Origin of the sequence: Umezawaea endophytica (assembly GCF_025061645.1) — a bacterium.
Classification (GTDB): domain Bacteria; phylum Actinomycetota; class Actinomycetes; order Mycobacteriales; family Pseudonocardiaceae; genus Umezawaea; species Umezawaea endophytica.
In genome coordinates, this window is the sequence record NZ_JANYMP010000035.1 from 63351 (window position 1) to 89770 (window position 26420).

Annotated in this window: 27 protein-coding genes; 11 read left to right on the forward strand and 16 right to left on the reverse strand. The window is 69.6% G+C overall.

All coding sequences use genetic code 11. The features are described from left to right. Window positions 1-220 precede the first annotated feature (220 nt). The 5 genes from rplI to NZH93_RS43025 form a co-directional block, all read right to left on the reverse strand. Window positions 221-676, reverse strand: coding sequence for a 50S ribosomal protein L9 (rplI, locus tag NZH93_RS43005; RefSeq protein WP_106184953.1), 456 nt, complete (start codon window positions 674-676; stop codon window positions 221-223). A 25-nt stretch (window positions 677-701) separates the two neighbouring features. Then, a complete protein-coding gene (gene rpsR / locus NZH93_RS43010; protein ID WP_106184952.1) occupies window positions 702-941 on the reverse strand; it encodes a 30S ribosomal protein S18 in 240 nt (79 codons plus the stop codon). A gap of 63 nt (window positions 942-1004) precedes the next feature. Beyond that, the gene (locus NZH93_RS43015; protein ID WP_259629105.1) at window positions 1005-1508 is read right to left on the reverse strand and encodes a single-stranded DNA-binding protein; all 504 of its coding nucleotides are present in this window, start codon (window positions 1506-1508) and stop codon (window positions 1005-1007) included. 16 nt (window positions 1509-1524) lie between these two features. Continuing rightward, window positions 1525-1869, reverse strand: a complete 345-nt coding sequence (rpsF, locus tag NZH93_RS43020; RefSeq protein ID WP_259629132.1) for a 30S ribosomal protein S6 — start codon at window positions 1867-1869, stop codon at window positions 1525-1527. Between the two features lie 113 nt (window positions 1870-1982). Further along, window positions 1983-2987, reverse strand: coding sequence for a hypothetical protein (locus tag NZH93_RS43025; RefSeq protein ID WP_259629106.1), 1005 nt, complete (start codon window positions 2985-2987; stop codon window positions 1983-1985). A gap of 150 nt (window positions 2988-3137) precedes the next feature. On the opposite strand from NZH93_RS43025, the gene NZH93_RS43030 reads away from it, so the two are divergent. Together NZH93_RS43030 and NZH93_RS43035 are read left to right on the forward strand one after the other, a co-directional pair. Then, window positions 3138-3908, forward strand: a complete 771-nt coding sequence (locus NZH93_RS43030; protein WP_259629107.1) for a deoxyribonuclease IV — start codon at window positions 3138-3140, stop codon at window positions 3906-3908. A 2-nt stretch (window positions 3909-3910) separates the two neighbouring features. Then, window positions 3911-5329, forward strand: coding sequence for a glycosyltransferase family 87 protein (locus tag NZH93_RS43035; RefSeq protein ID WP_276025128.1), 1419 nt, complete (start codon window positions 3911-3913; stop codon window positions 5327-5329). A 45-nt stretch (window positions 5330-5374) separates the two neighbouring features. Here NZH93_RS43035 and NZH93_RS43040 read toward each other — a convergent pair whose 3' ends face one another. From NZH93_RS43040 to NZH93_RS43055, 3 genes are all read right to left on the reverse strand, one after another. After that, entirely contained in the window at window positions 5375-6937 is a 1563-nt protein-coding gene (locus tag NZH93_RS43040) for a glycosyltransferase family 87 protein (protein ID WP_259629109.1), read from the reverse strand. 128 nt (window positions 6938-7065) lie between these two features. Beyond that, the gene (locus NZH93_RS43045; protein WP_276025129.1) at window positions 7066-9495 is read right to left on the reverse strand and encodes a transglycosylase domain-containing protein; all 2430 of its coding nucleotides are present in this window, start codon (window positions 9493-9495) and stop codon (window positions 7066-7068) included. 510 nt (window positions 9496-10005) lie between these two features. Beyond that, window positions 10006-10410, reverse strand: coding sequence for a DUF5318 domain-containing protein (locus tag NZH93_RS43055; protein WP_259629110.1), 405 nt, complete (start codon window positions 10408-10410; stop codon window positions 10006-10008). Window positions 10411-10574: 164 nt separating this feature from the next. On the opposite strand from NZH93_RS43055, the gene NZH93_RS43060 reads away from it, so the two are divergent. The 3 genes from NZH93_RS43060 to NZH93_RS43070 all read left to right on the forward strand — a co-directional run bounded on the left by NZH93_RS43060 (window position 10575) and on the right by NZH93_RS43070 (window position 12735). Beyond that, the gene (locus NZH93_RS43060) at window positions 10575-11120 is read left to right on the forward strand and encodes a PadR family transcriptional regulator (protein WP_259629111.1); all 546 of its coding nucleotides are present in this window, start codon (window positions 10575-10577) and stop codon (window positions 11118-11120) included. Window positions 11121-11170: 50 nt separating this feature from the next. Further along, on the forward strand, window positions 11171-12262 hold the full coding sequence (locus NZH93_RS43065) for an inositol-3-phosphate synthase (RefSeq protein WP_259629112.1): 1092 nt from the start codon (window positions 11171-11173) through the stop codon (window positions 12260-12262). 65 nt (window positions 12263-12327) lie between these two features. Continuing rightward, the gene (locus NZH93_RS43070; protein WP_259629113.1) at window positions 12328-12735 is read left to right on the forward strand and encodes a hypothetical protein; all 408 of its coding nucleotides are present in this window, start codon (window positions 12328-12330) and stop codon (window positions 12733-12735) included. Here NZH93_RS43070 and NZH93_RS43075 read toward each other — a convergent pair. Beyond that, window positions 12732-13469: an SDR family NAD(P)-dependent oxidoreductase gene (locus NZH93_RS43075; protein ID WP_259629114.1), complete on the reverse strand. Its 738-nt coding sequence runs from the start codon at window positions 13467-13469 to the stop codon at window positions 12732-12734. The two genes, NZH93_RS43070 and NZH93_RS43075, sit on opposite strands and share 4 nt — an antisense overlap. A gap of 83 nt (window positions 13470-13552) precedes the next feature. On the opposite strand from NZH93_RS43075, the gene NZH93_RS43080 reads away from it, so the two are divergent. Then, window positions 13553-14134: a hypothetical protein gene (locus NZH93_RS43080; RefSeq protein WP_259629115.1), complete on the forward strand. Its 582-nt coding sequence runs from the start codon at window positions 13553-13555 to the stop codon at window positions 14132-14134. A gap of 104 nt (window positions 14135-14238) precedes the next feature. Here NZH93_RS43080 and NZH93_RS43085 read toward each other — a convergent pair whose 3' ends face one another. Continuing rightward, window positions 14239-14874: an HAD family hydrolase gene (locus NZH93_RS43085; RefSeq protein ID WP_259629116.1), complete on the reverse strand. Its 636-nt coding sequence runs from the start codon at window positions 14872-14874 to the stop codon at window positions 14239-14241. Between the two features lie 67 nt (window positions 14875-14941). Between NZH93_RS43085 and NZH93_RS43090 the strand changes: the two genes are divergently transcribed. From NZH93_RS43090 to NZH93_RS43105, 4 genes are all read left to right on the forward strand, one after another. Then, window positions 14942-16159 (forward strand): MFS transporter, encoded by a 1218-nt coding sequence (locus NZH93_RS43090; RefSeq protein ID WP_259629117.1) that lies wholly within the window; start codon window positions 14942-14944, stop codon window positions 16157-16159. A 62-nt stretch (window positions 16160-16221) separates the two neighbouring features. Continuing rightward, window positions 16222-18258 carry a PhoX family protein gene (locus NZH93_RS43095; RefSeq protein ID WP_259629118.1) on the forward strand — a complete coding sequence of 679 codons (2037 nt, stop codon included), beginning with the start codon at window positions 16222-16224 and terminating at the stop codon, window positions 18256-18258. Between the two features lie 109 nt (window positions 18259-18367). After that, the gene (locus NZH93_RS43100; protein WP_259629119.1) at window positions 18368-20452 is read left to right on the forward strand and encodes a PhoX family protein; all 2085 of its coding nucleotides are present in this window, start codon (window positions 18368-18370) and stop codon (window positions 20450-20452) included. Window positions 20453-20596: 144 nt separating this feature from the next. Beyond that, window positions 20597-21160: a DUF3455 domain-containing protein gene (locus NZH93_RS43105; RefSeq protein ID WP_259629120.1), complete on the forward strand. Its 564-nt coding sequence runs from the start codon at window positions 20597-20599 to the stop codon at window positions 21158-21160. On the opposite strand, the gene NZH93_RS43110 is transcribed toward NZH93_RS43105, so the two are convergent. Beyond that, window positions 21145-22461 (reverse strand): MFS transporter, encoded by a 1317-nt coding sequence (locus NZH93_RS43110; RefSeq protein WP_259629121.1) that lies wholly within the window; start codon window positions 22459-22461, stop codon window positions 21145-21147. The genes NZH93_RS43105 and NZH93_RS43110 overlap by 16 nt on opposite strands. 23 nt (window positions 22462-22484) lie before the next feature. Between NZH93_RS43110 and NZH93_RS43115 the strand changes: the two genes are divergently transcribed. Further along, the gene (locus NZH93_RS43115; protein ID WP_259629122.1) at window positions 22485-23171 is read left to right on the forward strand and encodes an SDR family oxidoreductase; all 687 of its coding nucleotides are present in this window, start codon (window positions 22485-22487) and stop codon (window positions 23169-23171) included. Window positions 23172-23267: 96 nt separating this feature from the next. Here NZH93_RS43115 and NZH93_RS43120 read toward each other — a convergent pair whose 3' ends face one another. From NZH93_RS43120 to NZH93_RS43140, 5 genes are all read right to left on the reverse strand, one after another. Next, window positions 23268-23708 carry a hypothetical protein gene (locus NZH93_RS43120; protein ID WP_259629123.1) on the reverse strand — a complete coding sequence of 147 codons (441 nt, stop codon included), beginning with the start codon at window positions 23706-23708 and terminating at the stop codon, window positions 23268-23270. Further along, on the reverse strand, window positions 23705-23890 hold the full coding sequence (locus NZH93_RS43125) for a hypothetical protein (RefSeq protein ID WP_259629124.1): 186 nt from the start codon (window positions 23888-23890) through the stop codon (window positions 23705-23707). The genes NZH93_RS43120 and NZH93_RS43125 overlap by 4 nt, the downstream gene beginning before the upstream one ends. Before the next feature lie 23 nt (window positions 23891-23913). Beyond that, window positions 23914-24258 carry a hypothetical protein gene (locus tag NZH93_RS43130; RefSeq protein ID WP_259629125.1) on the reverse strand — a complete coding sequence of 115 codons (345 nt, stop codon included), beginning with the start codon at window positions 24256-24258 and terminating at the stop codon, window positions 23914-23916. Window positions 24259-24315: 57 nt separating this feature from the next. After that, on the reverse strand, window positions 24316-24585 hold the full coding sequence (locus NZH93_RS43135) for a hypothetical protein (protein WP_259629126.1): 270 nt from the start codon (window positions 24583-24585) through the stop codon (window positions 24316-24318). Window positions 24586-24969: 384 nt separating this feature from the next. Further along, a complete protein-coding gene (locus tag NZH93_RS43140) occupies window positions 24970-26277 on the reverse strand; it encodes an amidohydrolase family protein (RefSeq protein WP_259629127.1) in 1308 nt (435 codons plus the stop codon). Window positions 26278-26420: the final 143 nt, after the last annotated feature.

The window sequence follows — 26420 nt, forward strand, 5'->3', positions numbered from 1 at the left end:
AAGTAGTCCCAGGTCAAACCCTGTGTACAACTTGTGGAAAAACTTGTTGACCACGGGTGCGGCGTGTCGCGTGTAACTGGCTTTTCGGCGTGTCGCGCGGCACGTGTCACAGCGGCTGTCCACAGGCTGGTGATTACACCGGCACTACGTCAAACGAGCGACAGCGCCGCCTCCCCGGCCAGCCGGGGGGACGGCGCTGTCAGCGGTCGATCTGCGGTGCTCAGCTAGCGGAGGACACGTCCACCGAGAGCGAGACCGTGACCTCCGGGTGCAGCCGGACGGTCACCGCGTGCTTGCCGGTCGTCTTGATGTGACCGGCCAGCTCGATGGCGCGCTTGTCCAGCGTCGGACCACCGGCGGAACGGACGGCGGACACCACGTCGGACGTGGTGACCGAGCCGAACAGCTTGCCGGAACCCTTCGCGGACTTGGCCTTCAGCGCCACGGCGCCGAGGCCCTCAAGCGCGGTCTTGATCTCCTTGGCGTGGTCCAGGTCGCGCACGCGGCGCGTCTCCTGGGCACGGCGGATGACCTCGACCTGCTTGGCCGCACCCTTGGTGGCCACGATGGCCAGACCGCGGGGCAGCAGGTAGTTGCGTCCGTAACCGTCCTTGACCTCGACGATGTCGCCGGGGCCACCGAGGCCGCTCACGTCAGCAGTGAGGATGAGCTTCATGTTCTGGGCTCCGTCTCTCTCTGAGTTAGCGGGCGGTCGAGGTGTAGGGCAGCAACGCCATCTCGCGCGAGTTCTTCACGGCGATGGCGACGTCGCGCTGGTGCTGCGAGCAGTTGCCCGTCACGCGGCGCGCGCGGATCTTGCCGCGGTCGGAGATGAACTTCCGCAGCATGGTGGTGTCTTTGTAGTCGATCTGAGTGGCGCTCTTGTCCTTGCAGAAGGCGCAGACCTTCTTCTTGGGCTTGCGCACAGGCGGCTTGGCCATGTGTTAGCTCCTGGGTAAACCGGAATGAACGCGGTGTGGGTTTCTGGGTGACCGGTGCGCGGTCTAGAAGGGGGGCTCGTCGGCGAAGCCGCCGCCGCTGTTGCTCGCCGCCGGGGCGGAGCCCCAGGGGTCGTCAGCGGGAGCGCCGCCACCACGGGGTGCGGAGGAGCCGCCGCCGAAGCCGCCGCCCTCACCCCCGCCACGGCTGACCTTGTTGACCTTCGCGGTCGCGTAGCGCAGCGAGGGGCCGATCTCGTCGACCTCAAGCTCCACGACGGTGCGCTTCTCGCCTTCCTTCGTCTCGAAGGAACGCTGGCGCAACCGCCCGGACACGAGCACACGCGAACCACGGGTGAGCGACTCGGCCACGTTCTCCGCGACCTGGCGCCACACGTTGCACCGCAGGAACAGCGCGTCGCCGTCCTTCCACTCGCCCGACGCCTTGTCGAACGTGCGGGGAGTGGACGCCACGGTGAAGCTCGCCACCGCGGCGCCGGACTGGGTGAAGCGCAGTTCGGGATCGGCGGTCAGGTTTCCGACCACCGTGATCGTCGTCTCGCCAGCCATGTCGGGAGCCCCTGCCTCAGACCTTGGCCTTGGCGGCGTTCTTGGCCGCCTTCGCCGAAGCCTTGGTGGACTTCGGGGGGTGGCGCCGCATGACCTTGGTCCGCAGCACGGTCTCCTGCAGGCCGAGCTGGCGGTCCAGTTCCTTCACCGCGTCGGGAGTCGAGGTCAGGTCGAGGACGGCGTAGATGCCCTCGCTGCTCTTGTTGATCTCGAAGCTCAACCGGCGCTTGCCCCAGACCTCCACCTTCTCCACGTTCCCGCCAGTGGTGCGGATGACGTTGAGAAAGTTGTCCAGCGACGGTGCGACAGTGCGCTCGTCGAGACTGGGGTCAAGGATGACCATCACTTCGTAATGACGCATGAGGACCACTCACCTCCTGTGGACTCGCGGCCACGGACTATCCGTGGCAGGAGGGTCGTCGCGTCAGCAACCTGTCCAGGGTAACAGCGAGTAGCAGCGGTCCTCGACCGGGGTCAAGCCGCTGAACGGCGGAGCACCCACGTGCGCACGAGCGCGCCGGTCACGCACGAGAGCGCGAGCACCGCGAGCAGCACCGGGGCGGCCACGCCGCCCATCTTCCCGGTGCCGGGCAGTGCCTGGGCGCGGCCCGCGGTCTGCACGGTGCCGGTGTCCGTCGTGGGCAGCCCGTAACCGGGGGCGTAGCCGGGCACCTGGCCGCCGTAGCGGACGCCGGGCGACGGCGAGAACAGGCCGGGCGTCGCGAACGGCAGCGAGCCGTAGCCGAACAGCGGGACGCGGCCGAAGTTCGCGCCGAGCCCCTGCGGGCCGTAGAGCGGCACGTCGCCGGGGCCGACGCCGCCGACCGGGCTGAAGATGCTGCCGGGGCCGGGTTGGCCGGGGGTGGTGCCGGTTCCGGTGCCGGGCGTGCCGGTGCCCGGCTGCCCCGTGCCCGGCTGGCCGCCGGGCGGGACCTGCGGCTGGTTCGCGCCGGGGACGACCTGCTCGACGATGCCCTCCGAGGCGTCGGCGATGGCGCTGGTGCCGTCCTGCACGGGGGCCACGACGGCGTTGACGGCCTTCACCGTCACGCCGCAGGTGGCGGACAGGGTCTGCTGGACGGAGGCGCCCAGGACGCCGATCACGGGGCCGAGCAGCGGGAGCTTGGACAGCTCGGCGACGACCTTGTTCGCGATCTCGCCGCCGGTGATGACGCCGGTGCCGGTGGGGATCGCGCCGATCGGGATCGGTGGCAGCGAGGTGAACGCCTGGCGCAGCGGGTCCGCGAGGGGCGGGCCGAGCAGCGGGATCGCGCGGACGAGGTTGACGACGGGGTCGACCACGGCGCCGGGGCTCAGCGCGACCGGCGTGCCCGGCGCACCCTCGACGGTGGTGCTGCAACTGCCCACGACCACCGGTTCAGCGGCGGCGGCAGTGCCCTGACCTGCGATGGCGCCCGCGGCGCCGATCACGAGTGCCACGAGTGCCGCTCCGAGCAACCGGGTGGGTCGGGTGCGCATGTCCTGCCTCCCCCTCGTTTCCTACTTTCAAGTAACGAGCGTAGGTCCTGGTGGTGACGCAGTCCACGGCTGTTTGCCGATCGTCTTCCCGACCCCCGTATCGACGGTGGGGCGGCAGGGCCTCACCGAAGCCGACTACCCTGCACGGTCATGCGCATCGGGGCTCATGTCCGCGACGACGACCCTCTCGGCGCCGCGGCGGACCGTGGCGCGGAAGTCGTCCAGTTCTTCCTGGCCGACCCGCAGGGCTGGAAAGCGCCCAAACCGCACCCGCAGACCGCCGAGCTGCTCGCCTCGGACATCGCAGTGTTCATCCATTCGCCGTACGTGCTCAACGTGGCGTCCCTCAACAACCGCATCCGGATCCCCTCCCGCAAGGGGGTCGCCCAGCACGCCGAGGCCGCCAAGGCCGTCGGCGCGCAGGGCCTGGTCGTGCACGGCGGCCACGTCACCAAGGGCGAGGACCCCGCCGAGGGGTTCTCGAACTGGCGCAAGCTCTTCGAGCGCCAGGCCGAGTCCGGTGGCTTCGCCGTGCCGATCCTGATCGAGAACACCGCCGGTGGTGACAACGCCATGGCTCGCCGGTTCGACGCGCTGAAGCGGCTGTGGGACGAGGTCGGCGACTTCGGCGCCGGGTTCTGCCTCGACACCTGCCACGCGTTCGCCGCCGGCGAGGACCTGGTCGACATCGTCGAACGGGTCAAGGCCATCACCGGCCGCATCGACCTCGTGCACCTCAACAGCTCGCGCGACGAGTTCGGGTCGTCCCGCGACCGGCACGCGAACATCGCGTCCGGCACCATCCCGTCCGACCAGTTGGTCGCCGTTCTGGCGGCCGCCGACGCCCCCGCCGTGGTGGAGACACCCGACGAGGGCCAAGCCGCCGACATCGCGTTCCTGCGCGAGCACGTCGGCCGGTGAGCATGGCTCAGGAAGTGGTGGCCGCAGTGCCCGAGCACGTCGACGGGCCTCGGTCCAACCACTTCGGGCGTTCCGCCATGGCCGTGCTCGTGCTGCTCTGCGGGCTGACCCTGATGGTCGGCTTCGCGAACAAGGACCGCTGCACGGGTCCGTCGTTCGACCAGTGGGGCCGCAGCGAGCCGCACTACGAGCAGCGCAACAAGCAGGAGGTCTGCTACTCGGACATCCAGCACCTGTGGATCGGCCGCGACGTCGACCGGCACGTCTTCCCGTACGTGCACGGCGACATCAACGCCAAGGGCGTGCTGATCGGCGGCAGCGTCGAGTACCCGGTGCTGACCGGTCTGCTCATCTGGGCGGGCGCGATCTTCACCGACACCGACGCGGGCTTCCTGCTGTTCTCGGCGCTGCTGATGGCGCCGTTCGGCCTGGCGACGGCGTGGCTGCTGGGCAAGCTGTCCCGGTGGCGGGCCCTGCTGTGGGCGATCGGGCCGCCGATGGTGCTCTACGCGTTCCACAACTGGGACCTGCCGGTCGTGCTGTGCGCGGTCGCCGCGGTCTACGTGGTGCACCGCGGGTGGGGGAAGCGCGGCGCCGACCGGCCGTTGGTCGACCGGGCGCTGGCCGCGTCCGTGCTGCTCGGCGTCGGGTTCGCGTTCAAGATCTACCCGGCGTTGTTCGTGCTGCCGCTGATGCTCTACGTCCTCACGGGCGGCTGGCGCGGCCAGGAGATGCCGGCGGGCAAGCGGTACGACTGGTCCGGGATGGTCAAGGTCGCGTTCGCGTCGATCATCACCGTGGTGCTGGTCAACCTGCCGTTCGCGCTCTTCGGCTACAAGGGCTGGCTGGCGTCGTTCGAGTTCCAGGGCCAGCGCCGGGTCGACATCACGACCAACTCCATCTGGTACTGGGGCATGCGGCCCTTCATGACGGACGACACGATGCAGTCGCTGGTCAGCGTCCTGTCGCCGGTGTGCATGGCCCTGTCGTTCGCCGCCGCCGCGTGGATCGGCTGGCGCCGGTACCAGCGCGAGGGCGTGTACCCGTGGATCCCGGTGTCCGCCGCGATGCTGTGCGGGTTCCTGCTGCTGCACAAGGTCCACTCGCCGCAGTACACGCTGTGGCTGGTGCCGATGTTCGTGCTGATGCGCATCCCGCTCGGCTGGGCGTTCGCGTACTTCGCCGCGGACCTGGCGATGGGGATCGGCATCTTCCGCTGGTACTACGCGATCGAGTTCGGCCAGCCCGCGGGCATCTACGACGGTTTCTCCGCGCAGGCGGTGGTGATCGGCGTCTGGGGCCGGGCCGCGCTGCTCGTGGTGCTGTTCTACGTCTTCCTGCGGTCCCGCGACACGGTCACGGACGACGAGGACGCCCCGGTGTTCGACCGCACCCCCGTGCACGGCGGCCGTCAGACCTGACGCGTCCGGCCCCGGCGGTGCTCCCGCCGGGGCCGGACGACGTGGTCAGGACTTCATCTGGTGCGCGGGTTCGCGCGCCTTCGGGAGCTTCAACACCCTCCGGTCCGGTGCCCCGTCGAGGAACCCGCCCGCGGGGTCGTCCTCGCCCGCCCGGCGGACCAGGTCGAGCGACGGCCGGTAGATCTCCCGCACGACCAGCACGCACAGCAGGACCACCGCGACGTCGCGCAGCACGACCGTGCCGAGGAACCAGTCGATCGGCAGTCCCTTGTGGTCGGTGCCCAGGTAGAAGTACATCCGCGGCACCCACACCAGCGCGTCGACCGCCATCCACGCGAACAGCAGCTTCCACCGCGGGATCGCCAGCACCGCCAGCGGCACCAGCCACAGCGAGTACTGCGGGCTCCACACCTTGTTCGTCAGCAGGAACGCCGCCACCACCAGGAAGGCCAGTTGCGCCAGCCGGGGTCTCGTCGGCGCGGACAGGCCGATGAACCCGACGCCCGCGCAGCAGAGCACGAACAGCACGGCGCTCACGGTGTTCAGCACCTCGGGCACCTGGCCCTGCACCAGACCGGGGTCGAAGCCCTGCCAGCCGGTCCACTGCGCCACCACGTTGTACAGCGAGTCCGGGTCGACGCCGCGCTCGGCGTTGAGCCGGAAGAACTCCTGCCACCCCGGCCGGTAGAGCAGCGCGATCGGCAGGTTCACCGCGGCCCACGTCGCCAGCGTCGCCGCCACCGTCGTCATGCCCTCGCGCACCCGGTCCGACCGCCAGCACAGGATCAGCAGCGGTCCCAACAGGAACAGGGGGTACAGCTTCGCCGCGCCGCCCAGTCCGAGCAGCACGCCCGCGAGCACCGGTTTCTTCTTCGCCCAGGCCAACATCCCGGTCGTCGCGAACGCTGCGGCGATCGTGTCGAAGTTCGTGAACGCGTGCACGATCACCAGCGGCGACAGCGCCACGACCGCCGCGTCCCACACCCTCCGCCTGGCCAGCCTGGCGACCGCCCACGCCGTCGCCAGCCACGCCAGCGCCAGCCACAGCGCGGTCATGTTGAAGTAGACGATCACCGTCATCGGCGCGGGCAGCCACCCCGACTGCGCCAGGGCGATCCACCCCTGCGCCATCCGCGCGTTCACCCACTGGAACACGCCGGTGAGCACCGGGTACTCCATGTACCGGATGTGCGCGGTCGGCTTGCCCTCGTCGTCGATCCACGACGTCCGGTACGGGAACGTGCCGGGCTGGTCCATCCGCTCGGCCGTGTACAGCGGCACGATGTCGGAGTAGCAGAGCGCCACGAACTGGCGGCTGCCCCGCCAGTCGAGCTGCACCTGGCCCTTCTCGTCCACGTACTGCTGGATGCACGGCGACTTCTGGAGCCACGCCAGCGACAGCGTCACGACCGCCAGCAGCAGCACCACCCGCAGCGGTGTCCAGAACCAGTGCCGCCCGATCGCGGCGTGCCGACCGACCGGACCGCCGAACGGGCGGCTGGCCTGTTTCGCCAGCGGCTCCGTCCACGTCGGCACGACGCGGTCGTCCGGACCGAGCGAGTCCGTGTCGTCTGCGTTGGAGTTCTGGACATCCGATGGGCTGGACACCCGCCGGATGCTACGGGTTGCCTGATCACGTCGGGGTCAACTCGCGGCGACTGCCGCGGTGGGTCTCCCCGGTACGACGAAGGGCCCGACGCCAGTGCGTCGGGCCCTTCGTCAGATATCGGGGTGGATCAGGGGTCGTTGGGATTTCGCCCGTTGCCCGGTCCAGGTCCCGCGTTCGTCCCGGTGGGCGAGGAGGGCCCGGTGGGCGGGCAGAGGGCGGGGAGGCAGCCCGGCGGGTTGCGGGAGGAGGTCGTCTCGGACGTCTCGGACGTCTCCGTCGGCTTCCCCGTCGTCGTCGTCGGCTCGGTCGTCGTCGGATCGGTCGTCTTGGTCGTGGTCGTCGTCTGGGTGGACGGCTTGGGCGGCTCCGACTGGCCGATCATCTTGGCCTTCTGGAACGCGTCCTTCGGTGCGTTCTCCAGCGCGAGGTCCATGAACCTCTTCCAGATCTGGCCGGGCAGACCGGAACCGAAGACCGGGGTGTCCTCGGCGTTCCGCAGCGGGACGTTGCCCGCCTCGGTGCCCATGTAGACGCCCGCCGCGAGGGTCGGCACGTAACCGACCATCCACGCCTTCGAGTTGTCGACGCCGTCGAGCTCGTGCGTGCCGGTCTTGCCCGCGCACTCGCGCCCGTTCGCGCACTTGGTCCGCTCGGAGGCCTTCGGGATGTCCTTCAGCACGTCGGTGACGTTGTCCGCGATCTGCTCGCTCTTCGCCGGGTCGGCGTCGAACGCGGACCGGGACTTGTCGGCGTGCTGGTGCAGCAGCTTCCCGTCCGGGCCCTCGATCTTCGTGATGAAGTACGGCTCGTGGTAGGTGCCCCTGGCCGCGAAGGTCGCGTACGCCGACGTCATGTCGAACGGGCGCACGAGCGTCTTGCCACCGCCGATGGAGATGTTGCCGTCCGGCGCGTCGCCGTTCTCACCGACGAGGAGCTTCTGCGGGTCGCCACCGGCGATGGCGACCTCCTCGGGGATGCCCGCCTGGTGCGCGGCGTCGGCGACCTTCTGGGTGCCCACCTCGTTGACGGCCATGTCGTAGAACACGGTGTTCACCGACTTGACCATCGCCTCGCGGACGCTGCACTGCTTGGGGACGGCGCAGGCGACGCCCTGGGCGTTCTTGACCGGGTTGTTCTCACGGCCGGGGAACTTCCGCGGTGAGCTGCCGTCGTAGACCTCGCCGACGCCCTTGCCCTCCTGGAGCGCGGCGACCAGGTCGAACGGCTTGAACGAGGAGCCCGGCTCCTGGAGCGTGCCCCGGTTGTAGTCGATGCCGAGGCCGTCGGTGCCCGCCCAGTAGGCGCGCACCGCTCCGGTGCTGGGGTCGATGGCGGTCAGCGAGTACCGCAGGTTGTCCGGCTGGCCCGCCATGACGTCCTGCACGGCGGTCTCGGAGGCCTGCTGCATGGCGGGGTCGATGGTCGTGTGGACCACGATGCCCAGTTTGAGGGCCTTCTCCTCGGTCATGCCGATCTCCGGGCTCGCCATCTCGGCCTCGACCTGGGCCTGGATGTGGGCGCGGACGCCTTCCAACGCGTTCTGCTGGACGTCGGCCAGCGGCACGGGCGTCGGGTAGGTCTGGGTGTCGTAGTACTCCTGGGAGATCCACTTCTTGTCGAGCATCTGACCCATCACGAACTTCCAGCGCTTGACCGGGTACTCGGCCTCCTCGGACCGGCTGGGGTTCTGGATCATGCCCGCGATGAGGGCCGCTTCGGACGCGGAGAGCTGGTTGAGCTCCTTGTTGTAGTACATCTTCGCGGCGGCCTTGATGCCGAACGCCGAACGCCCCTGGTAGATGGTGTTCAGGTAGGCCGCGAGGATCTCGCCCTTGCCCTTCTGGTTGCTCATCTTGTAGGCCTTGACGACCTCGGTGAACTTCCTGGAGAGCGTGGGCGCCTCGTTCTCGGTCGCCTTCTTGATGTACTGCTGGGTCAGACCGGAACCACCGCTCTCACCGCCGCTGACCTGGATCCAGACGGCGCGCCCGATGGCCTTGAAGTCGAAGCCGGGGTTCGTCTCGAAGGTGGCGTCCTCGGCCGCGAAGATCGCGTGCTTCACGTCTTCGGTGAGCTGGGGGTCGTCGACCGCGAGGAGTTCCCGGTTCGAGCCCTGCGGCGCGATCTTCGTCATCTCGTCGCCGTTGGCGTAGAGGATCGTGACGGCCTTCTGCTGGCCGTCGGCGACCACCGCCGGGTCCGGGACGTCGACGACCTGGTACGCGATGGCGAAGGCGACGACGGGCGTCAGGATCATCAGGCCCGCGGCGACGTAGGAGATGCGGCGGACGCGCCGCCAGATCTTCTTCTTGCGCAAGCGGCGCTCCTCCTCGTCCGTCAACTCCTCCTCGTCGTCGTAGTCCTCCTCGAGGGCTTCGTCGCCGTAGAAGATCGCGGGCTCGTCGGGTTCCCGGTGCGTGAGCAGGTCGGGTTCGCGCTTCGTCGAGGGCTGGACCGGCTGGAGCAGGTCCGTCAGCTCGTCGGGCTTCTTGACGGGCGGCGGCGGCACGCCGGGACGTCCGCCGGGCCCACCGGGGCGTTGGCCGCCGGGGGGCATGGGGGGACGACCACCGGGCGGCGGCGGTCCGCCCGCGCCGGGGGGCACGGGGGGCCTGCGCGGGCCGCCGGGGGGTGGCACGGGAGGACGGCCGCCAGGGCCGCCCTGGGGACCGCGCGGGGGCGGGCCCTGGTTCATCGCGCCGGGCGGGGGGCCCTGCGGTGGACGGCCGAAGCCGCCCGCGGGCCCACCGGGACGCGGTGGGACGCCGCCCTGCGGTGGGCGCGGGAAGCCACCGGGCGGTGTGCCCGGTCGAGGGGGCCGGTTCTCGCCTTGCGACGGGTTCCGAGCGCCGGTTCGATCATCCGGCTGATCCTGGGCACCGTGACGCCTACCCGCCGCGCCACCGTCCGGGTCGTCCCCGGTCGGCCACTGCGGCTCTCCGCCACGCTGCCTGTCGTCATGCTGGTCGTTCACGAAAAGGCCCTCCCAGACCGGCGCACGCGCGTGCGCGGTTCGGTGGTCATACACCGCCTGTGTTCGGTCACGGCGATCAGCCGCGGAACGGGTTCACTCCGCGGCGGTCCTCCGGCGTGGCTTCTGAGTTTTCAGACCACGCGTTCCCAGGACGTATGACTGCACCAGGTGGTTCCAACTACATGTGCGGCAGACTTCTACGACGTACACGGTGAATTCCTCGTAGAGGTTCGACATCCGTCCGAGCTCTTCGGCGGTTCTCGCTGATCCCGCCGCGTGCTTGAGCTCTTCGCCGTAGACCCAGGACACCAGAGTCAGCGGTTCCTTGCGGCACACCGGGCACGTGACGTCGCTCGGCTGGCCGTGGAACTTCGCAGCTCGGAGTAGGTATGGACTCGCATCGCAGACTTCCATCGTACCCACACGACCCGAGTGCACGTCAGCGAGCAGCGCACGGCGCTGCAACGCGTAGTCCACGACCTGTCGCTGGGTCACCACCCGACAAGAGTACGTGGCGACCGCCCGCCACCGGTGGTCCGTTCAGGGCAGCGTCGGTGAATCCGATATCACGGTGTGCCACAGCACACACTCAACAGGAGGTGCAGATGTATCGGGCCGATATACTGAGATCACCCATCGGGGCTCAGGTAGGGAGGTGACTCGTGCTGGACTTCGCCATCCTCGGTCTGCTGCACGAGGCACCCATGCACGGCTACGAGCTCCGCAAGCGCCTGCACGAGCTGCTGGGCGCCTTCCGGGCGTTCTCCTACGGGACGCTGTACCCGACGCTGGGGCGTCTCCAACGCGCCCACCTCATCGTCGAGGAAGCCCCCGAGGACGACGTCCGGGCCTGGGGACGGCGGGCCAAGAAGGTGTACAAGATCACCGCCGACGGCAAGGAGCGGTTCGCCGAACTCCTCGTCGACGCGGGGCCGCAGACGTGGGACGACGACTCGTTCGGCGTCCACATGGCCTTCTTCTCCCGCACCCCCGCCGAGATCAGGATGCGGATCCTGGAAGGCAGGCGCAGGCGCGTCGAAGAACGCCGGGAAGGCCTGCGCACCACGTTGGGGAGCGCGAGCGACCGGATCGACCGCTACACCCGTGAGCTGCACCGCATGGGGCTGGACACGACCGAGCGCGAGGTGCGGTGGCTCAACGAGCTCATCGCCCACGAGCAGGCGGAACAGCGGAAGAACGAAGAGTGACCGCTGCCATCAGGGGCAAAACCACAGCAGAACCAGAAGGAGGACTCGGCATGGGCGCACAACGCCGCACTGTTCGGGTGGCCATCGTCGGGGTTGGCAACTGCGCGGCTTCGCTGGTGCAGGGAGTCCAGTACTACCGCGACGCCGACCCGGCCGCCAAGGTGCCAGGGCTGATGCACGTCCAGTTCGGCGACTACCACGTCCGCGACATCGAGTTCGTGGCCGCGTTCGACGTGGACGCCAAGAAGGTCGGCCACGACCTGTCCGAGGCGATCGGCGCGAGCGAGAACAACACGATCAAGATCGCCGACGTGCCGCCGCTCGGCGTGCCGGTGCGGCGCGGCCACACCTACGACGGTCTCGGCCGGTTCTACCGGGAGACCATCGAGGAGTCCGACGAGGAGCCGGTCGACGTCGTCCAGGTCCTCCGCGAGACCGAGGCGGACGTGCTGGTCGCGTACCTGCCGGTGGGCTCCGAGGACGCGGACCGCTTCTACGCCCAGGCCGCGATCGACGCCGGTGTCGCGTTCGTCAACGCGCTGCCCGTGTTCATCGCCTCCGACCCGGTGTGGGCCGAGAAGTTCCGCGCCGCGGGCGTCCCGATCGTCGGTGACGACATCAAGTCCCAGGTCGGCGCCACCATCACGCACCGCGTGCTGGCGAAGCTCTTCGAGGACCGCGGTGTCCAGTTGGACCGCACCATGCAGCTCAACGTGGGCGGCAACATGGACTTCCTCAACATGAAGGAACTGGAGCGCCTGGAGTCCAAGAAGGTCTCCAAGACGCAGGCCGTCACGTCCCAGGTGGACCGCGACCTCGGCAAGCGCAACGTCCACATCGGACCGTCGGACTACGTGGCGTGGCTGGACGACCGCAAGTGGGCGTACGTCCGCCTCGAAGGCCGCGCCTTCGGCGACGTGCCGCTGAACCTGGAGTACAAGCTCGAGGTGTGGGACTCGCCGAACTCGGCGGGCATCATCATCGACGCCGTGCGCGCCGCGAAGATCGCGCTGGACCGCGGCATCGGCGGCCCGATCCTGTCGGCGTCCTCGTACTTCATGAAGTCGCCGCCGGAGCAGTACTCCGACTCCGAGGCGCACCTCGCCGTGGAGGCGTTCATCCGCGGCGACGTGGAGCGCTAGTCGCACGTTCTCGGTACACCCCCTGCGCCGCGGGCCACTAGCCTGCGGCGCAGGGGGTATTTCTCATGCTGAAGCCATTGCTGGTGGCCGTGTTCCTGACCGGCCTGCTCACGCCCGCCGCCACCGCCGTCCCCGCGCCGACGTGCCTGGAGCCGCCGACGTCGGACAAGACCGAGCTGTGCGTCGAGCTGGTGTCCTACGAGGGCAAGGAGTTCGCCGCCGACGGCCGCTTCGCGTCCGCCACCCCGACCGCGCCCGCGACGCTCCGGGTCTTCGTGCAGCAGCGGATGGACATGCTGCCGCGCCCGATCACCATCACCGAGAAGACCGTGACCGGGACCGGCGAGCTGAAGGCCCTCACCGATCCCGGCCGGTCCATCCCCGACGTGCGCACCGTGCGGGCCTGCGCGTACGGCTGGACCGACATCGGCGCCCAGCGCCACGAGGTGTGCACGCCCTGGCAGGGCGTCTAGCGCTTCGACAGCCGCAGCGACTGCCACGACCCGTCGGCGGTCCACCCGCCGTCGACGGGCAGCGCCACCCCGTTGACGAAACCGCTGCGCTCGGGGTCGGCGAGGAACGCGACGGCCTGCGCGATGTCGTCCGGCACCGCGAACCGGCCCGCGGGCACGTGGTCGGTGATGTCCTGGTCGACGTAGTGGCCGCCTGCCTGGGACTCGACGTCCATCTCCGTCTTGACCCAGCCGGGGCACACCGCGTTGACCCGCACCCCGCGCCCGCCCCACTCGACGGCGAGCGTCCTGGTCATCCCGATCAGGCCGTGCTTGGTGGTGTTGTACGCCGCGCGGTCGGCCACGCCGGTCAGGCCCGCCACCGAGGCGATGTTGACGATGGACCCGGCGCCCTTGGCGAGCATCATCCGGCCGAACGCCTGGCTGAGCAGGAACGGGCCGGTGAGGTTGACCTCCATGACGCGCTGCCAGAGTTCGAGCGAGGTGTCCTCGAAGGGCACGATGCCCGCGATCCCCGCGTTGTTGACCAGCACGTCGACCCGACCGTGGCGTTCGTGGACGTGCTCCGCCAGCCGCGCCACGTCGGCGGCGTCGGCCACGTCGCCCGCGACCCCGCCGTCGGTGTCCTGGAGGTCGAAACCGACCACCACGCACCCCTCGCCCCGCAGCACCTCGGCGATCCGCCGCCCCATGCCCTGCGCCGCGCCGGTCACCACCGCAACTCGATCAGTCATGGTCCGGACACTAGGTGGGTGGAGGTCCTTTCGGGAGTGTGACGTCTCGAGGTTCCGGGCTCGTCGGCCACTAGCGTGGGTCGATGCACATCCGCACCGCGTTGGTCGCGCTGCCAGGACTGGTCCTCGCCGCCGTCGGGCTCACGCACCCGCAGTTCCTGGACGCGTCCACCGCCCACCACTGGCGGGACATGCACATCGCGTTGGCGTTCGTGTTCCCGCTGCTCGCCGCGGCGGTGTGGGTGTTGTTGGACTCCAGCCCGCCCCTGATCCGGTGGGCGGGCCGGGTCGCGGCGTTCGCCTACGCGGTGCTCTACGGGGCGTTGGACACAATCGCCGGGGTCGGTGGTGGGGCGATGGCGATCGCGCAGAACGGGAGGACGGCGGTGGTCGACCCGTTGTTCGACGTCGGCAACGCGTTGGGGACGCCGGGGGCGTGGTGCTTCCTCGTGGCGTCGGTGCTGCTCGTCGTCGGGGTCGCCCTGCGGGTCGGGTGGAAGTCGGCTCCGGGTGGGGTGGTGCTGGTGTTCGGGGCGTACCTGTTCCTGGACAGCCACATCTACTGGCCCAAGGGGGTCGTGGCCATGACGTGCTTCGCCGTGGGGTTGGCGGCGTTGAGCTTCGTGGACCCGAAACCGCGGGCCGGAGCCACTCCGCGTAGGTGAGCTGGGTCGGGCACCGCGTCGCGCACGAGGTGCCCGAGCCGATGCACGTGTGCGGACCGGCGGTTTCACGTGGAACCACGACAACCACCACCGGGTCGAAAGATCTAGCCCAGGGCGTCCGGCAGGGCGGTGATCGAGGCGACCACGGTCACGGTCGCGAGCACCGCCGGGTCCGGTGGGAAGTGCGGGTTGGGGATGGCGTAGACGGTCATGCCCGCGGCGATGGCCGAGCGGAGGCCGTTGGTGGAGTCCTCGACGGCGGCGCAGGCGGTGGGGGCTACGCCCAGTGAGCGGGCGGCGGCCAGGTAGACGTCGGGGGCTGGTTTGCCCGCGCCGGTCTGTTCGCTGGACAGTGCTACCGGCACCAGGCTGGACAGGCCGGTCGCTTCCAGGAAAGCCCTGATCAGGACCGGTGGGGACGAGCTGGCGATGGCGACGGGGTAGCGGGCCGCCACGGCGCGGACGGCGGCCACGGCGCCGTCGACCACCGGTGGGCCCTGGGCGTAGCGGGCGGCCATCTCGTCGACCACGCCGGACGCGGTCTCGTCCGGGGTGAGGCGCACGCCGACCTCGGTGACCAGGTAGGACGCCCATTCGGGGGTGCTCATGCCCTGCATGGCCCGTGTCGAGTCGGGCAGCCACGTGCCGCCGTGCGCGGCGGCGAACGCCTGCCGCACCTCGTCCCACACGCGTTCGGAGTCCACGAGCACGCCGTCGAGGTCGAAAACCACTGCTTCCACAGCCAGACCGTACCTGTGAGCCACTATACTTAGCTTGGCGAAGTAAAAAGGGCTAACGTGGTCGAACGTGAGCGAACACCCGAAACTCCTCGACGCGATCAAGGGCCAGCCCCGCCCGGTGTGGATCACCGCGTTCGCCGCGGTGATCGCCTTCATGGGCATCGGCCTGGTCGACCCGATCCTGCTGTCCATCGCGGAAGGCCTGCGCGCCACGCCCTCCCAGGTGACCCTCCTCTTCTCGTCGTACCTGGGCGTGCAGGTGCTGGCGATGCTGGTCACCGGCGCGGTGGCCGCCCGGTTCGGCGCCAAGCGCACCGTCCTGACCGGCCTCGTGCTGATCGTCGTGGCGACGCTGGCCTGCGCGCTGGCCGGGTCGATCGGCCAACTCGTCGGCCTGCGGGCGGTGTGGGGGCTCGGCAACGCGTTCTTCATCGCGACCGCGCTCTCGGTGATCGTCGGCGCCGCGTCCGGCGGCCAGAAGGGCGCGATCCTGCTGTACGAGGCCGCGCTCGGCATCGGCCTGTCGGTCGGGCCGCTGCTCGGCGCGCTGCTGGGCAGCATCTCGTGGCGCGGCCCGTTCTTCGGCACGGCCGCGCTGATGGCCGTGGCACTGGTGCTCTGCGCGACGATGCTGCCGTCGGACGCCGCCGAGCAGCGGGCCAGGGTCGGGCTGCTCGACCCGTTGCGCGCGCTCGGGCACGGTGGCCTGTTCCGCACGTCCGCGGGCGCCGCGCTGTACACCGCCGCGTTCTTCACCGTCCTGGCCTGGTCGCCGTTCGTGCTGCGCTGGGGTGCCGTCCGGATCGGCCTGATCTTCTTCGGCTGGGGCCTCTGCGTCGCCGTCGCGGGTGTCGTACTGGCCCCCCGCCTCGCCGCGCGGTTCGGCGAACGGCGCGCGACGGTGTTCGCGGTCGTCGGCTTCGCCGTCCTGATGCTCGTGATGAGCGTCGACAGCAAGGCCGTGCTGGTCGTCGCCGTGATCCTCAGCGGCGTCGTGTCCGGTCTGCTCAACACCCTGTTCACCGGTACCGCGATGAGCGTCAGCCCGGCTCCGCGCCCGGTCGCGAGCGCGGGCTACAACTTCCTGCGCTGGCTCGGAGGGGCCGCCGCCGCGACGCTCGTCGGCCACGTCGCCGAGTGGTTCGGCTCGGACCACGCGCCGTTCATCGCCGCTGCCGCCCTGTGCGCGGTCGCCGCCGGGCTCCTGTCCCTCGGTGAGGAGCGGCCGGACGTCCAGGCGCTGCCCGCCGAAGCCGTTCTGGTCGGGGACGAGGCGATGGGTTAACAAAAGGTGAACGGCCCCTTACGGTCAGTGGGTTCTCAGGACTGACCGTAGGAGGCGTTCGAGTGCGACACCTACCCCTGCTGTCCAACCACGCGAGTAACCGCGCGGCGTTGACGTGCGAATACCGGTGCGGCGACGCGTGTTTCCACGACGTGCCCAACACGTCGGCCAACGACTACCTCGGTGACGTGGTCCGGCAGCTCATCAGCAGGCGGACCGCGATGAAGGCGGGCGCCGTCGTCGCGTTCGGCGCCGCGGCGGGCCTGCCCGCCGTCGCCGTCGCGGACCCGGTCGACCGCGGCGGGAAGGCCCCGCGGGGCCTGGACTTCACCCCCGTGGCCCCGAACCAGCTCGACGCGGTGGTGGTGCCCGAGGGGTACCAGCAGCACGTCGTGATCAGGTGGGGCGACCCGCTGTTCCCCGGCGTGCCGGAGTTCGACTTCGACCACCAGACCGCGGCGCTCCAGGAGAGGCGGTTCGGCTTCAACTGCGACTTCGCCGCGCTCCTGCCGCAGGACCCGCTCGGGCTGGTCAACCTGCTGGTGACCAACCACGAGTACACGACCGAGCCGATGATGTTCCGCGGGTACAGCGCGGACAACCCGACCGAGGAGCAGGTCCGCATCGCGTGGGCGGCGCACGGCCTGTCGGTGGTGATGGTGAAGCGGACCCCGTTCTCCGGGAAGCTCACGCCGTCGTTCAGCCGGTACAACCGCCGGTTCACCATGACCACGCCGTTCGAGGTGCGGGGGCCCGCCGCGGACAGCGACCTGCTCAAGACCTCGGTCGACCCGACCGGCAAGCGCGTGCTCGGCACGCTGAACAACTGCGCGGGCGGCGTGACCCCGTGGGGCACGATCCTGTCCGGCGAGGAGAACTTCAACCAGTACTTCGGCAACGCGGCCACCCGCAACGATCCGAGGCTGACCCGCTACGGCGTCACCGGAACGGCCACCACGCGCAAGTGGGAGCGGTTCGACAAGAGGTTCGACCTCGCCCAGGAGCCCAACGAGGTCAACAGGTTCGGCTGGGTCGTCGAACTCGACCCGAACGACCCGGACTCCACGCCGGTCAAGCACACCGCGCTCGGCCGCTTCAAGCACGAGTGCGCCAACATCCGCGTCGCCGACGACGGCCGGATCGTCGCCTACTCCGGTGACGACGAGCGGTTCGAGTACATCTACAAGTTCATCTCCAACGGCAAGATGCGCAAGGGCGGCAGCAAGGCCGCGCGGCGGCACAACATGACGCTGCTCGACGACGGCACGCTCTACGTCGGCCGCTTCACCGGCGACAGCCCGCCCGCCGAGATCGACGGCACCGGCAAGCTGCCGTCCGACGGCAACTTCGACGGCTCCGGCGAGTGGATCCCCCTCGCCGCGGGGAACAGGTCGTTCGTCCCCGGCATGACCGCCGAGGAGGTCTACGTCTTCACCCGGCTCGCGGGCGACAAGGTCGGCGCCACCAAGATGGACCGGCCGGAGGACATCCAGGCGCACCCGAAGACCGGGGTCGTCTACTGCGCGTTGAGCAACAACGTCGACCGCGGCAAGCCGGGCAGCAAGGAAGGCGCGACCGAGCCGAACCCGCGCGTCCTCAACAAGCACGGCCAGGTGCTGGAGCTGACCGAACGCCGGGGCGACGCGCTCGCCCTGACGTTCTCCTGGAACCTGTTCCTGGTGTGCGGCGACCCGGCGGCGCCGGACACCTACTTCGCGGGTTTCCCGAAGGACCAGGTGTCGCCGATCTCCAGCCCGGACAACGTCGCGTTCGACCCGCACGGCAACCTGTGGATCTCCAGCGACTCGGGGGCCGCGCTCAACGGCAACAACGACGGCCTGTTCGGCGTCCCGGTGTCCGGTCCGCAGCGCGGCCACCTCAAGCAGTTCCTCACGGTGCCGCGCGGCGCGGAGACGTGCGGGCCGGTCATCACCGAGCGCGTGGTGACGGTGTGCGTGCAGCACCCCGGTGAGGTGGACGGGGCGACGGCGGACAACCCGGCGTCGCACTGGCCGGACGGCGGCACGAGCCAGCCGAGGCCGTCGGTGGTCGCGGTGTGGAAGCAGGGGCGGCGCCAGCCGGACGAGATCGGCTCCTGAGGTGCCCTGATCGGCGGGTGTTCGTCCTGCGTTCACCTCGATGTCCACTGGACAACCGCTTCTCCTCTTACGGTCGGCCGGTTCCCACCGATCCACCACGGAGGTCCGCGTGTCCGCACCCGCCGATCGGGCTCGTCGCCTGCTCCCACTGCTGCTGCCAAACCACCCGCTGGGTCGGTCGGAGACGACCTGCCTCTACCGCTGCGGCAACGCCTGCGCGCACGACGCCCCGAACACCTCGGAGAACGCCTACTTCGGCGACGTCGTCCGCGAGGTCGTCAGCCGTCGTGGCGTGCTGAAGGCGGGCGCCGTGCTCGCGGTGGCGGGTGCGGGCGCGACCGCGCTGGGCACGGGTACCGCCGCCGCCGCTCCGGACGTCACGATCGACGCCGACCTGGGCGGCGGCCGTCGCAAGGACGGGCTGAACTTCACCGCCGTCGCCCCGAACACCGAGGACCGGATCGTCACGGCCGACGGCTACGAGTCCGCCGTCGTGATCCGCTGGGGCGACCCCGTCCTGCCGGGCGCGCCCAAGTTCGACTTCGACAACCAGACGCCCGAGGCGCAGGCCGCGCAGTTCGGCTACAACAACGACTTCTGCGGCCTGGTCCCGCTCGACGGCTGGAACCGCTGGCTCATGGGCAGCAACCACGAGTACACGACCGAGCCGCACATGCACAAGGGCTACGACGCCAACAACCCCACCGAGGCGCAGGTCAAGATCGGTTGGGCCGGGCACGGCTTCTCCGTCGTCGTGGTCGAGCAGGACCACCGCAGCGGCAAGCTCGTCCCCAAGGTGGACCGCAAGTACAACCGCCGCATCACCGTGACCACGCCGTTCACCGTCGACGGTCCGGCCGCGGGCAGCAAGTTCCTCAAGACGTCGACCGACCCGACCGGCAAGCGCGTGCTCGGCACGTTCGGCAACTGCGCGGGCGGCGTGACGCCGTGGGGCACGATCCTGTCCGGCGAGGAGAACTTCAACGGCTACTTCGCCGGTGGCGCCTCGATCACCGACCCGGTCGCCCTCGCCCGCGCCAGCCGCTACGGCCTGCCCGGCGCGACCACCGAGCGCAAGTGGGAGCGGTTCGACAAGCGCTTCGACCTCGCGCAGGAGCCGAACGAGTTCAACCGGCACGGCTGGGTCGTCGAGATCGACCCGCACGAGAAGGACTCCGCGCCGGTCAAGCACACCGCGCTCGGCCGCTTCAAGCACGAGGGCTGCACGATCCGGGTCGCGAAGGACGGCCGGGTCGTGGCGTACATGGGCGACGACGAGCGCTTCGACTACATCTACAAGTACGTGTCGAAGAACAAGGTCGTGAAGGGCGACAGCAAGCGCGCCCGCGAGCAGAACAAGAAGCTGCTCTCCGACGGCACGCTGTACGTGGCGAAGTTCAGCGGCAACAGCCCGGTCGCCGAGATCGACGGCACCGGCAAGCTGCCGTCGGACGGCCACTTCGACGGCACCGGCGAGTGGCTCAAGCTGGTCAGCGGCGACCGGTCCTTCGTGGACGGCTTCACCGCCGAGGAGGTGTACGTCTTCACCCGGCTCGCCGCGGACAAGGTCGGCGCCACCAAGATGGACCGCCCCGAGGACATCGAGGCCAGCCCGCGCACCGGCAAGGTGTACGCGGCGCTGACCAACAACACCGACCGCGGCAAGCCCGGCAAGGAGGCCGGCACCGAGATCAACCCCCGTGTCGGCAACAAGAACGGCCACGTCCTGGAGTGGGAGGAGCACCGCGGCGACCCGACCGCGACCACGTTCCGCTGGACGCTCCTGCTGGTGTGCGGTGACCCCGCCACCGCCGACACCTACTTCGGTGGCTACGACAAGTCGCAGGTCAGCCCCATCTCGTGCCCGGACAACGTGGCGTTCGACAGCAGCGGCAACCTGTGGATCTCCACCGACGGCAACGCGCTGGGCTCCAACGACGGCCTGTTCGCCGTGCCCGTCGAGGGCCGCTACCGCGGTCGGGTCAAGCAGTTCCTGACGGTGCCCAAGGGCGCCGAGACCTGCGGTCCGGTGATCAACGACCGGTTCGTGCTCGTCTCGGTTCAGCACCCCGGTGAGATCACCGGCGCCAGCGCCGACAACCCGCTGTCGCACTGGCCGGACGGCGGCACGAGCCAGCCGCGCCCGTCCGTCGTGGTGGCGTGGAAGAAGGACAACGGCCGCGTCTGCGGCTGAGTCCACTTGAGACGGTGGCCGCGGGCACCCCTGTGTCCGCGGCCACGTTTCTCGGTTGAACCACGCCGAACGACCACCCGTGTCATGGGTGGCTGCACCGCGGACAGCCGGTTCCCCTCAACGGCCATCCCCCAGGAGTGCACAGTGAAGCGTGTCCAGCTCATCGGTCTGACCCTCGGAGCCCTCGCACTGGCGGGCGTGACGTCGGCGTGCGGCAACGCCACGGCGGGCACCGCCCAGCCCGCCCCGTCCTCCTCCGCTGCGGCGGAGAAGAAGGACATCAAGGTCGCTGACGTGCTGAAAGTCCCCGAGGGCAACAAGCTCGTCGGCGAGTACGAGGCCAGTGGCGTTCAGGCGTACACCTGCGCCGCCGGGACGTGGAAGCTGCTCGAACCCGCGGCCGTCCTGGTGGACAAGGACTCCAAGCCCGTGATGCTGCACTCCCGCGGCCCCGTCTGGGTGTCCACTGTGGACGGCAGTGCGGTCGAGGCCGGCGCGGTCGACGGCGCCAAGGTCGACCGGCAGGGCGCGATCCCGGAGCTGCTGCTCAAGGCCAAGGCCGTGCGCGGCGACGGCCTGCTCGGCGGCGTGACCTACGTGCAGCGCCTGAACACCGAGGGCGGCGTCGCCCCAACCGGCGCCTGCCAGGCCAACGCCCAGGTCTCGGTGCCCTACACCGCCCTCTACGCGTTCTACGAGTCGGTCTGATCCCCTGGTCGTCCTGCGGTTCGGTCGAGCCGCAGGACGACCAGCGCGGCCGTCACCATGCAGACCCCGACCACCCACAGACCGGCCCGCTGCGTGCCGGTCCAGTCGCGCAGCCACCCCGTCACGTAGGGGCCGACGAACCCGCTGACGTTGCCCAGCGAGTTGATCAGCGCGATGCCGCCCGCCGCGGCCGCGCCGGTCAGGAAGTTCGTCGGCAGCGCCCAGAACGTCGGCAGCGCCGCGCACACCCCGACCGCGCAGACCGTCACGGCGGCCATCGCCGCGACGGGGTTGCCGAGGTAGAGCGCGATCGGGATCGCCACCCCGCCCACCAGCACGGGCAGGGCCACGTGCCACGTCCGCTCGCGGGTCCGGTCGCCGTGCCGGGCCCACAGCACCATCACGACGGCGCCGATCGCGTACGGGACCGCGTTCACCAGCCCGCGCTCCACCACCGACATCGTCGTGCCGAACTGCTGCTCGAAGCCCGCGATGATCGTCGGCAGGAAGAACCCCAGCGTGTACAGGCCGTAGACGATGCCGAAGTAGACGAACGCCAGCGCCAGGACCCTCGGGTGCGTCAGCGCCTTCCGCAGCGGCCAGTGGTGCTCGGCCTCCGTGCGCCGCTGCTCCTCCAGCAGCTCGCGGGCCAGCCACCGCCGCTCGTCCGCGGTCAGCCACTTCGCGTCCGACGGCCGGTCGGTCAGGTAGAACCACGTGACCACGGCCAGCACCAGCGCGGGCACGCCCTCGACCAGGAACATCACCCGCCAGCCGGACAGCCCGAACCACCCGTCGCCCGCCTCGATCAGCAGCCCGGACAGGGTCGCGCCCAGTGCGGACGAGATCGGGATGGCCGCCATGAACAGCGCCACGACCCGCGCCCGCTCCGACGCCGGGAACCAGTACGTCAGGTACAGGATGATGCCGGGGAAGAACCCCGCCTCGGCGACGCCGAGCAGGAACCGCAGCAGGATCAGCACGGACCCGTTCGGCACGAACGCCATCGCGGTCGCCAGCACGCCCCAGGTGACCATGATCCGCGCGATCCACCGCCGCGCCCCGAACCGGTGCAGCGCCAGGTTGCTGGGCACCTCCAGCAGCAGGTAGCCGATGAAGAAGATGCCCGACGCGAACCCGAACGCCGTCGCGGTGAGCTGGAGCTCCTCGCGCATCCCGTTCGGGCCGGCGAACCCGATGTTGACCCGGTCCAGGTAGTTCACGAAGTACAGCAGGCACAGGTACGGGACGAGTCGGAGCGCGACCTTGCGCACGACGCGGGAGCGCGGTTCGGTGTCCACTCACCTGACCCTAGGGTTCAGGGATGTCTCCTGTCGCTTTGATCACCGGCGCCTCGCGCGGCATCGGCGCGGCCATCGCCCGTTCGCTGTCGGACACCCACGAACTGCTCCTCGGCGGGCGTGACCCCGACGCGCTCAAGGCCCTGGCCGCCACCCTCCCCAACGCCCGCCCGTGGCAGGTCGACATCACCGACCACGCCGCGCTGGCCGAGGCCGTCACGTCGATCGACCGCCTCGACGTGCTGGTGCACAGCGCGGGCGTGACCCACCTGGGCCACGTCGCCGACTCGCCGCCGGACCTGTGGCAGCGCACGTTCGACCTCAACGTCTTCGCGGTGGCCGAGCTGACCAGGCTGCTGCTCCCGGCGCTGCGCGCCACCAGCGGCCAGGTGGTCCTGATCAACTCCGGCGCGGGCCTGCGCGCCCACCCGAACTGGGGCGCCTACGCGGCCAGCAAGTACGCCCTCCGCGCGTTCGGCGACTCCCTGCGGGCCGAGGAGGAGCGCGAGCACGGCATCCGCGTCACGTCCGTCCACCCCGGCCGCGTCGACACGGACATGCAGCGCGACGTCCGCACCCAGGAGGGCGGCGAGTACGAGCCGCAGTTCTACCTGGAGGCCGACTCCGTCGGTCGCGCGGTCGCCGCCGCCGTCCACGCGAGCCCCGACGCGCACCTGACCGAGATCGTCGTCCGGCCGCGGGCGCACTGACGCTCAACTCGGCGGCTTGTCGACACCGGTCGCACGTCGACAAGCCGCCGTAGTGAGATGACATTCGTGCGGATAGCGGTCGTTGGACCGGATTCTCTACTGTGGTGGACGTGGGTTCTTGGGAGGGAAATACCTGCGCAGTGCTCCCAGAAGGCTCGACACGACAGATGTGTTCTGCCCACTTCGGCTCGGGAACTCCGTAGTTGGGGATAGTGCTGGTTCAGCTTGTTCAGATTCACCTAGTGGCGTTGTTTTCGACGAGAAAACGGCTGACCTCGCGGAGATCTCCCCGATGAGCCGGTCGATCTCGTGCTGGTAGTCGGCCAAGAGAGATTTGCGCAGCTCATCGCGCACGCGTGGATCAAAAGTATCGTATTCGGCCAGGACTGCGGCCTTGTACCGCTCGGCCGAAGTGCTGAACAAGTCGGCATCCGACCGATCCATAATTCCAGAACTCACCATGGCCAAAATTCGGTGGCCTGCCGGCTCCTCGATCTGCGTTCGGATCAGCGCCTCTAGTTCTGTCCGGTCGCTCATTCTCGCTCCAGCCTGTCTTGCTCAACCTCGGCCTCGGCAAGGATCTCCGAAATCTTCATGTCAACTCTGGCCTCTTGGTGAATCAGCGCGGCCTTGCGCTCCAAGCTGGTGGCAAGCTCGGCCAGTTTTGCCGGCTTGCTCATGCGATCGCTGGTCGAATTGCGTTTGGCTATCTCCCCCATGATGGGACTCCTGTTCCAGGCGGTTATTGATCCCGCAATCTGTGCATTTCGCGCACGAGATCGACGAGCAGGTTCTCCTCCAGCAGCTTCCTGACCTCTGGGTGCCAGGTCTGGTCGGCCTGTACGTGCTGTAGGTAGTCGTTGAACCGCTTCGCGGTGACAACGCTGAGTTCGCAGCGCTTGATCACCCTCGCGTCCTGCATCTGCACCTCGATCTGGACCCTGAGGTGGTTCACGGTCATGACCACTCCGCGCACCACGGCCGCCACCGGATAGTGCAGTGCTTGCATCACTGCTTCCACCACGAGCACGCCGACCTCGCGGCCGGAGGTGAACCCGCCACCCTGGTTCCGCAGGGTGAACGGCACTCGCGGAGTAGAGGGTTCGATCGAATTATCCATGGAATTCACACCTCACTGATCCGGTCACATGTCCGAGACCACGACGCCGATCAATGCGAGCGCCACGGCACAGAACGCTGTCAGCAGTGTCTGCCAGAATCCTTGGAGCGCCCAACTGATCAGCAAGCCAAACCCGACATCGACGATGAACAACTCGAACTCGCTGTCCGCGTCACCGTGACGCGCCTTACGCTGCCTACCGAGTAGAGCGCGCACCGGATATGACAAGATCTGGCGAACCGTTCGAAGAAACCCCTCCTCGCCCGACAGTGCCCGGAATGCGGTGATCAGCATCAATCGGAGGAGTGGAATGAGCAAGAATTTTGCAGCGCTGACACTGATGAGTAGCAGAAAACCTGCCCAAAGCGCTGATCCCAGAAAATCGAAAATTATCAGCCTCCCGCATCACGCCTCGATACCCGGACATCGGCGCGGCGGGAGTCGGCGTTACGCTCCGTGGGAATAGTCGGCGCCGATTCACCCGGTTGAGCGGCGCGGTGCACCCCGATGCCGGCCCCTCGTTCTTTGACGCGGTAAGGGCCAGTCATTGAACGCGCAGAAGTCCGTCGGTTCAGACAGTGTCGACAGGGTGAGACCCGCGCGTGAGACAGGTCGGATGCCCTTCGACGCGCGTCGAAGGGCATCCGACTTCCTACCGGGGTTCGGCCAAGCGGCGGGCTACGCCCGCAGTCGCGCCGACACGGCGCCGACGGCCGCCTGCGCCTCGGCCCGGTCGACCCGCGTGCTCTCGCCGCCCGCGACGACCTGCTCGCCCGCGACCCACACGTCGAGCACGCGCCGCGAGCCGGACGCCCACACGAGGTTGGCCAGCAGTTGGTCGTCCGGGGCGTCCACGCCGGTGGCGAAGGCCGGGTCGTCGACGTCGATGTGCACCACGTCGGCCCAGCGGCCCGCTTCGAGCACGCCGATGTCGTCGCGGCCGAGTGCCGCCGCGCCGCCGCGCGTGGCGAGCAGCAGGGCGTCCGACGCGCGGATCACCGACGCGTCCATCGCCGAGACCCTGGCCAGCAGCGCCGCCAGGCGGGCCTCCTCGAACAGGTCCAGGTCGTCGTTGCTGGCCGGGCCGTCGGTGCCGAGACCGACGGGCACGCCCGCGTCCAGGTAGGCCCGGAGGGGCGCGATGCCGGAGGCGAGCTTGGTGTTGGAGCCGGGGCAGTGGGCGACGCCGACGCCGTGGCGGGCGTAGATCGCGATGTCCTCCGGCGAGAGGTGGATGGAGTGCGCCGACAGGACCCGCCCCTGGAGGACACCCGCCTGCTCCAGCAGCCTCGGCACGGAGCCGTGGGACGCGCGCTGGGCCTCGTCCTCGTCCGGCGCCTCGGCGACGTGGATCTGCGTGAGGGCGCCCCGCGACCGGGCGGAGGCGGCGATCTCGCCGAGCACCTCCGGGGCGAGCATGTACGCGGAGTGCGGGCCGTAGCCGAGTTCGACGCGCTCGCCGGGGCCGAAGCGGAGGCCGTCCGCGTCGATCCACTTGTCGACGGCGTCGGCCATCGGCCGCCACGGCATCCCCGGCAGGTCCAGGACGGCAAGGCCCACGACGGCCCTTGACCCGGCGGCCAGCACGGACTCGACCAGGTTCTCGCCGTGGAAGTACATCTCGGCGCTGGTGGTGACGCCGTTGCGCAGCATCTCGACCGCGCCGAGGAGCATCCCGGCACCGCTGTCCTGCGGCGTCATCTTGGCCTCGGCGGGCCACATGGCCTCGCGCAGCCAGCGCAGCAGGGGCAGGTCGCCGCCCAGCCCGCGGAGCACGGTCATCGGGCTGTGGGCGTGGGTGTTGACGAGGCCAGGCATGAGGATGCCGGTCATCTTCCGCACCTCGCCGTCGAACGCGGGCGCGGTGGCGGCCGGTCCGGTGTGGGTGATGCGGCCGTCGTCGGAGAGGTCGACCACGGCGTCCCGCAGAACGCCGCAGGTCGGATCGCAGGGCAGGACCACCGGGGCGTGCAGGCGCAAGGACATGGGACGAATCCTGCCCGATGTGGTTTGGCCGCGCACGGGGCGGGTAACCCCGTTCTCCACCTGACTTCTCCCCCACGAGGGGCCCGGCGCGGGGGAACGCGTCGGGCCTTTCGACATTCAGGGGGTGATGGGGATGAGCGCTC